The sequence below is a fragment of the Alishewanella sp. HH-ZS genome (assembly GCF_001704375.1).
GTDB lineage: Bacteria > Pseudomonadota > Gammaproteobacteria > Enterobacterales > Alteromonadaceae > Alishewanella > Alishewanella aestuarii.
This window is the reverse complement of the sequence record NZ_LZEJ01000096.1, coordinates 1-932: the sequence shown is the minus strand read 5'-3', so window position 1 is coordinate 932 and position 932 is coordinate 1. Positions and strand designations below refer to the sequence as shown.

Annotated in this window: 2 protein-coding genes; both read right to left on the bottom strand. The window is 40.2% G+C overall.

Going from position 1 to position 932, the window contains the following annotated elements; translation table 11 throughout:
* Nucleotides 1-14 precede the first annotated feature (14 nt).
* Complete coding sequence (locus A9165_RS16430; protein ID WP_065956680.1) at nucleotides 15-329, bottom strand: hypothetical protein; 315 nt, start codon at nucleotides 327-329, stop codon at nucleotides 15-17.
* 94 nt (nucleotides 330-423) lie between these two features.
* Entirely contained in the window at nucleotides 424-774 is a 351-nt protein-coding gene (locus A9165_RS16425; protein ID WP_065956679.1) for a hypothetical protein, read from the bottom strand.
* Nucleotides 775-932 lie beyond the last annotated feature (158 nt).

The window sequence follows — 932 nt, the reverse complement described above, 5'->3', positions numbered from 1 at the left end:
TCATCCTCAACCGGTCATCCTAATTGTCGCCGAACACCAATCATTTCATCAGAGAATGCATTGTTATCAATGGTCACCAAAAACATATCACGCAGCTCAGGATGCTGAATAGCATGCGTCCCAAGCTCGTTAAACTTCTTAATAAGCAAAGAAGTTAACCCAATTCTAAAAGTAAAAATGACAGAATTGGCCTGCGCTTTATAAATCATGGCTATTTTTTTGTCCTTAATGCCAAACCGATAATCTGGCGTTTCGGTCTCAAACCCAGCTAGCGCATAACCATCTGAGAGATGGATGTTAACCAAAAGTTTAAATTGCTGTAGTGTCATTCTTGTTATCCTCTCTAATCAATTTATAGTTCGCAACTTTTCAGCCCATACCTTTTAGCTTGCGTTATTTGTGATTGCTGGATGCCTTATATAGCTAGTCTTTGCTAATATATTTATAAGCCTGAGCACCCATATACAGTGACACGGCAGTACCTAATGGGTTACGGAGCAAATGCATACCAATAAAGGTCCAGCCCAAAATGGTGGGTAATGCCAGGTGCAGAGTTTCGCCTGGCTCTAATGGTTGATTGAAATACCAAATCAGTGGTAATGCCATAGACAGGAACTTAAAAAAGGAACCCGTCCTCGGATCAGAGCGATCGTTAATATGGCAGAGCAGAGCAAAGATCAGGAATAGCCAGTAAGCAATTAATGATTGGGATTCTTCGTACAACAGTACAATATCGAATATACTCGACACAACAACTTGTGATGGATGGTTCATGACAACCTCTGCTGACTTAACTGAATTTATCGGATAAATCTTTGCTAAGAAGCAGCATAAGGGATGAGTACGACAAAATACGTCGCGCAATATGCTTTATTCTTTCTATTAAGAATTAGTTGTAGACGCCATAGCTGTACTAGCTCAGACTTGATCTG

What these genes read in the sequence shown, in the direction of transcription:
- A9165_RS16430 (WP_065956680.1), bottom strand. Translation starts at nt 329, where the DNA reads ATGACACTACAGCAATTTAAACTTTTGGTTAACATCCATCTCTCAGAT.
- A9165_RS16425 (WP_065956679.1), bottom strand. Translation starts at nt 774, where the DNA reads ATGAACCATCCATCACAAGTTGTTGTGTCGAGTATATTCGATATTGTA.